The 353-nt window shown below is 69.7% G+C and carries 1 pseudogene; it reads left to right on the top strand.

Annotated elements, in window-relative coordinates:
- Positions 1-353 (top strand): annotated as a pseudogene (locus EN861_RS34530) (ABC transporter permease); the annotation flags it as partial.

Raw genomic sequence — 353 nt, 5'->3', positions numbered from 1 at the left:
GTCGGGCGCAACATCTACGCGCTCGGCGGCAACCCGACGGTGGCGCGGCTCGCCGGCATTCCGATCCGCCGCTACCAGATCTCGATCTATGCGATGAGCGGCTTCGCCGCGGCGGTGGCCGGCCTGGTGCTCGCCAGCCGCACCATGTCCGGTCAGCCTGCCTCCGGCAGCCAGGGGCTGGAACTTGAGGCCATCACCGCCGCGATCCTCGGCGGCTGCGCGCTGCAGGGCGGCAAGGGCACGATCGTCGGCGCCATGCTGGGGGTGCTGATCATCGGCGGCCTCAACAACGGCATGATCCTGACCAGCGTGCCGACCTTCTATCAGCTGCTTGCCAAGGGCGCGCTGCTGGT

Source organism: Mesorhizobium sp. M8A.F.Ca.ET.218.01.1.1 (assembly GCF_004791165.1).
Classification (GTDB): Bacteria; Pseudomonadota; Alphaproteobacteria; order Rhizobiales; family Rhizobiaceae; genus Mesorhizobium.
This window is presented reverse-complemented; position numbering and strand designations above follow the sequence as displayed.